This window comes from Streptomyces sp. NRRL F-5123 (assembly GCF_000721495.1).
In the GTDB taxonomy this organism is placed as follows: domain Bacteria; phylum Actinomycetota; class Actinomycetes; order Streptomycetales; family Streptomycetaceae; genus Actinacidiphila.
Genome location: NZ_JOHY01000124.1, coordinates 1 through 5,500, shown reverse-complemented (window position 1 = coordinate 5,500; position 5,500 = coordinate 1). Strand labels below are relative to the sequence as shown.

The following is a 5,500-nucleotide window of genomic DNA, read 5'->3' as shown; positions in this document are numbered from 1 at the left end:
ATGTCGGCGTTGAGCAGCGTGGTGAGCTGCGGGTTGTGTGCGGCGGCGGGTGTGTGGAGGGTGAGGACGTCGCTCACGGCGCCGCTGGGGTCGGAGCAGGGGGCCGGTGCCGCCGCCGGAGAGGACCACGCTGGACGGGGTGGCCTTCGGCGAGAGCGTGCCGTCCGCGTTGGCCACCAGGGCCGGGTCGATGGCCGTCCAGGCGCCGTTCTTCAGGACGCGGGTGGGGGCGGCGGTCTGGGCCAGGGTCAGGGTGCCGTCCGGGTTCGCCGTCGTCTGCGAGACCGCTGTGGTCAGGGCCGAGGCCACGACCGGGCGGCCCGTCGACTGCGCCTGGGCGGCCGCCTCGTCCGCGGACAGCGCGTGGTGCGCGGCCGCGGGCGCGGAGGCCGGGGTGCCGCTGTCGGCAGCCGCATTTCCCGGCGGCAGGGTCACGAGGAATGCCGCCGAGAGGGCGCCGAGCGCGAGCGCGGCGGCGCCTCTTCCGGTAGCGGCTTTGCGTGGTCTGTGAGCCATCATCACTTCGCTTCGTTTCTGTCGGCCGCCACGCGACCCCGGGCTCCCTTCCGGAGGCCCGGAGCCGCGTGACGGACCGGGGACGGTCTCGTCAGCCGAGGTTGGCGATCTGGGTGGGGGTCAGGGCGGTGCTCCAGAGGGTGACGTCGGACAGGGAGCCCTTGGCGTACTCGCCGTAGACGCCCGCCGAGCGGCGGCGCCCCAGTTGGAAGTTCCCCTCGCCCGTCCACGGGGTGGTGAAGGAGTTGGGGGTCTGCGGGATGCCGTCGACGTACAGGCGGACCGTTCCCGAGCCCTTGTCGTAGACGCCGACCAGATGGGTCCACACCCCGGTGCGCACGGCGTCGGTCCCGCTGTACGACCGGGTGATGACGGGGGAGTCCACGTCGGAGCCGAGCCGGTTGAAGGTCCAGCCGTAGGCGGTGGAGTAGCAGAGCTGGAAGACGCTGGTGTGCACGCCGTCGGCGGCGACGAAGGTGCTGTTGACGCTGGTGTCGTTCAGCTTCACCCACGCCGAGACGGTCATGCTGTTGCCGGTGTCGAGCACCGGACCCGCCGTGTCGAGGTAGCTGGTGCTGCCGTCCAGCGCGAGGGACCCGCCGTGGTCGGTGGTGTTCCAGGTCGCCGTGCCGTGCAGGGTCGCGTCGTGCGCGTCACCGACGGCGTCGGCCGCAGTGGTGCCGCTCGCCTCGTCCAGGCGCCAGTGGGCGGCCGAGGCCGGGATGCCGGTCCCGTCGTTGTAGAGGGCGTAGGCCTCCTGGTCGGTCAGCGGCCGGTCGTTGTGTTGGACGTCGGCGATGGAGCCGGTCAGCAGGTCGTCGGGGTTGTAGGCCCCGTTGAAGAGGTCCCGGCCGATGTCGAGCTTGCCGCGCGCGTCCCACGGCGTGTAGGGGAACGGGATCGCGCTGGCCAGCATGCCGTTGACGTACAGGCGCACGGTCGGGTGCGCGGGGTCGGTTGTGGCGTCGTACACACCGGTGAGCAGGGTCCAGGTGTTCGCCGCAGGGGCCGGGATGGCCGGGTTGTCGGTGGACTTGGAGCGCACCAGCGTGGGGTTGGTGGTGTCGGACGCGGAGCGGTTGAAGATCCACGCCTGAGAGACGGGGGAGTAGGCCAGGTCGAAGGCATAGCTGGTGGCGCCGCCCTCGGACAGGACGGTCTGATATTTGCTGAGGTCGGTGACGTTCACCCAGGCGGAGACGGCGAAGCTCTCAGTGGTGTCCACGTCCCAACGCGAGGTGGTGATCGAGCCCGTGCCGTCGAAGGTGGCGGCGGGGATGGTGCGGCCGCTGCTGTCGGTGCTGGGGCCCCAGGCGACGCCGCTTGTGGCGGTGGCGTGGTTGACGGCGATCGCGTCATGCGCGGTGCTGCCGGTGGTCTCGTTGAGCAGCCACTCGTTGACCGGGCCGGTCTGCGGGGCGGTCCAGGTGACTGCGGTGCTCGCGTCACAGGCGGCGAGTGCGAGCTGGGTGCCGTCGGTGGTGGAGGCGCCGGGGTCTGCCAGGCAGAGTCCGGACTTCGAGTTCTTCACCTGTCCGTCGTCAAGGATCTGCCAATCCTGAGCGGCTGTGGCGTTGCAGGTGTACAGCTGGACGAGGGAGCCGACGGTGGTTCCTCCGGAGGCGACGTCCATGCAGACGGCGCCGTGATTGTGGGGGCGGATGGTCCCGTTGGGGTATTCGGTCCAGTTCTGCGCGGGGCTGCCGTTGCAGGTGTAGATCTGGATCTTGGTGCTGCTGGTCGCGGCGCCGTTGGGATCATCCATGCACTTCCCGGGAACCTTCGACGCCATAGGTCCGGAGGGCATGGCGGCCGGGCGCGCCCCGGAGAGGTCGGCTACCTGGGTCGCGGTCAGGGCGGAGTTCCAGGTCTGCACGTCGGAGACCTGGCCCTTGAAGAAGCTGCTGTGGCTGCCGCTGCTGAAGAACTCCCCGATGTCGAAGGACCCGTTGGCGTTCCATGTTGTCTTGGTGTGGGCAACCCTGCCCTGAAGGGTGCCGTTCACGTACAGCGTCATGAAGGACGTGCCCGGGTTGTAACTCGCCACGAGATGGGACCAGAAGCCAGGAATCGCAGCATTTGTACGGGACTGTGCGGTATTCCACGTCGGCCCGGTGTCGGAGGTGGCCATGGCGAAGCGCCAGCTGTTGTCCGTGGAGTTGGAGTACAGCACGAAGCCGGGCTCGACGGTGGCTTCCTGTTCGAGGACCTTGGTGTCCAGCGTCTCGGGCTTGACCCAGGCGGAGACGGTGAAGGCCCCGTTGGTGGTCACGGCCGGGCCGGTGGTGGTGAGCACCCCGGTGCTGGTGCCGTTGAAGGCGGCGTCCGGGCTGTGCTGGTCGTCGCTGTCGTTCCAGCTGGCGCCCGTGCCGCCGTGCAGGTCGAGCGTGCCGACGGTGTCGGCCGCCGTGGTGGCCTGGCCGTCCGTACCGTCCGTCAGCGGCCAGACGTGCGTGGGGTTGGAGACGACCTGCGCGGTCTGCGGGGTGAGCGTGGTGCCGTTGAAGAGGTACGGCGTGACGTGCCCGGTGGTGCGGTCGACGGCCCACAGCGACGGGTTGCCGTCCCCGCCGAGGTCGGCGGCGTGCAGCGTCAGGGGGTGCGCGGGGGCCTGGTTCCAGCCCGCCGCGGCGAGCTGGATCTGACCGGACGTCGTGAGCGTCGTGCCGTCCGTGCTGACACCCAGCCCGGTCCACAGGTCGAGTTCACCTGTGGACGGATTCCACAGGTAGAGCGCGGTGCCGGTGGTGAGTTGGGTGGTCGCGAGGGTCCAGTTGTCCCAGTCCTGCGTGCCGTCCGGGGTCGGCTGGGAGGTGAGGGCGTAGCAGTTGGGGCAGGTGCCCCAGTCGGGGTCGAGGAGGAAGCCGTAGCCGTTGGCGGTGAAGCTGTAGGTGAGGTAGAGCGTGTTGTTCATGGTGGCGAGCAGGTCGGGGAGTCCGGTGTTCGCGCCGCTGGTGTTGCCTGCGGTGACGATCTGGGTGGCCGGGGTGCCGTCCGCGTCGGCGAAGGTGCCGTCCGGGATCTCGTACGGCGCGGAGGACGTGCCGATCGTGGTCGGGTTGCCGGGCGCGAGAGCGCCGCTGCTGCCGTCGTTGCAGACGACCGCGCCGCTTCCGTCGCCGCTGAAGTAGGCCAGGACGTCCTGGGCGCCGTTGCCGCAGAAGTCGCCGGTGACGGCTTGCGCCCCGTCCCAGTCGGACGGCTTGGCCGTGCCCGCCTCGTCGTCGGTCTGGAGGCCGTTGACCCCGATGTCGGTCGCGGCCTCGCTCACGCTGCCGTACGGGTGCCCGGCGGCCAGCCACGCACCGGACGGGAGCGAGGTGCCCGGACCGCCGACGGTGACGAGGTCGGGCGTGCCGTCGAGGTTGACGTCGCCGTCCGCGGCCGCCGGGGTGATCGCCGTGCCGAGGAATTCGGTGGACGCGGGCTGGCCGAGGTTGCCGCCCGGTGAGAACGCGGTGACGGTGAGGGTGTTGACGAGCCGGCTGACCGGCACGGTGACCGTGAGCGCGCCCTTCGCGTCGACTGTCACGGGTGAGGACTGGTTGATCTGGTAGGCGTAGCCCGAGACGGACTGGCCGGACGGCGGCGTGATGCTGAAGGAGCAGCGGGCGCCGATGGGCTGGACCGCCCCGGTGTCGGGGTCGTCGAGCGTGGGGCAGGTACGGCCGCCGTCACGCGGTGCGGTGGCCGGGTGGATGTCCGGTGCGCCGGGACGGCTGGCGTCCCAGCCGAAGGTGCACGGGGTGGCTGAGGCCTTCGAGGCGAGCGTCCCGTCAGAGGTGCTCACCGTCCAGCTGAACGTGCCGAGGCCGCCGGACGTCACTTTCTTGAAGAAAGTTTCCGGAAGCTTCAGCACGGCGTTCTGGCCCGAGGCGCCGTGATAGGTGCGGGCGGCGATTCCGTTGGCGGAGGTCAGCAGGTTGGTCTTCGCGGTGTCCGCGGTCTTGTAGAGGGTGAAGGTCGTGGGGGTGTTCGGGTATTTGTCGTAGGTGATGACGAGCTGCGCCGAGCTGGCCTTGAAGCGCTTGAGGGCGTAGTTGTCGGTGTGGCTGTCCGCCCGCATCGCGAGGGTCTGTGCGGTGGTTCCGGCGGTTATGTCCTTGGAGATGGTGCTCGTGACGTCGAAGGGCGGTGCGCCGCCGGCCGGGCAGCTGCTGTTGTATCCGAGGGCGAAGGACTGGGAGTCGACCTTGCTGCCGAGGCTGCCGGACCAGCTGTTCCAGGTCGCGTTGGAGGACGACAGGACTTTCGTGGGGGCGTAGAGGTCGACCGTCTGGTTGTGGCCGGATGTGGGGCAGGCCCAGGAATAGGTCTCGGTGATGTCGAAGTAGGCGCTGTAGATTTTCGCGGTCTTCAATGACGTCGTCACGGGGAAATTGAAGAGGCTGATCGCCTCGTCCTGGACGTCGCCGCTGGGGCCGACTTCGGCGTCACCGGTGTAGGAAACGGAACTCTTCCAGAAGTTCTGGGAGGGCACTCCGGATCCGGGGCTCGCCCAGCCGTTTGCGCCGTACGAGGGCGAGTAGGTCGGGTCCAGGTAGACCGGGTAGCGGGTGTCGCTCGCGCCGATGAGGGTGGCGGGCGGGGTGAGGGCGAGCTTGCCGTGTCCAGCGGTCACGCCCACGCGTCCGCTGCGGGCGGTGGCGGCGCGTCCGCGGGCCGACGAGGGGCGGGAGCCGGACGCGTCACGCCGGAGGGCGTCCACGGTGGCCGGGGCGATGCCCGTGGTGGCGGCCGGGGCGCTGCTCGCGGCGGTGTCCGCCGCTTCCGCGGAGTCCCAGGCCAGGGGAGTGGGGGCGGTGTAGATCGCGTGTCCGGCGGTGTCCTTGATCTGGACGTTGCCGCTGGTGTCGGAGCCGACGGTGAGGCCGGGGGTGGTGGAGATGTCGGCGTTGAGCAGCGTGGTGAGCTGCGGGTTGTGTGCGGCGGCGGGTGTGTGGAGGGTGAGGACGTCGCTCACGGCGCCGCTGGGGTCGACGGT

General features: G+C 70.0%; 1 protein-coding gene and 1 pseudogene. Both read right to left on the bottom strand.

What is annotated here, in order from left to right; translation table 11 throughout:
• Positions 1 to 516 (bottom strand): annotated as a pseudogene (locus IH54_RS45990) (hypothetical protein); the annotation flags it as partial.
• 91 nt (positions 517 to 607) lie between these two features.
• Positions 608 to 5,479, bottom strand: a complete 4,872-nt coding sequence (locus tag IH54_RS0138330; RefSeq protein ID WP_234344275.1) for a LamG-like jellyroll fold domain-containing protein — start codon at positions 5,477 to 5,479, stop codon at positions 608 to 610.
• Positions 5,480 to 5,500: the final 21 nt, after the last annotated feature.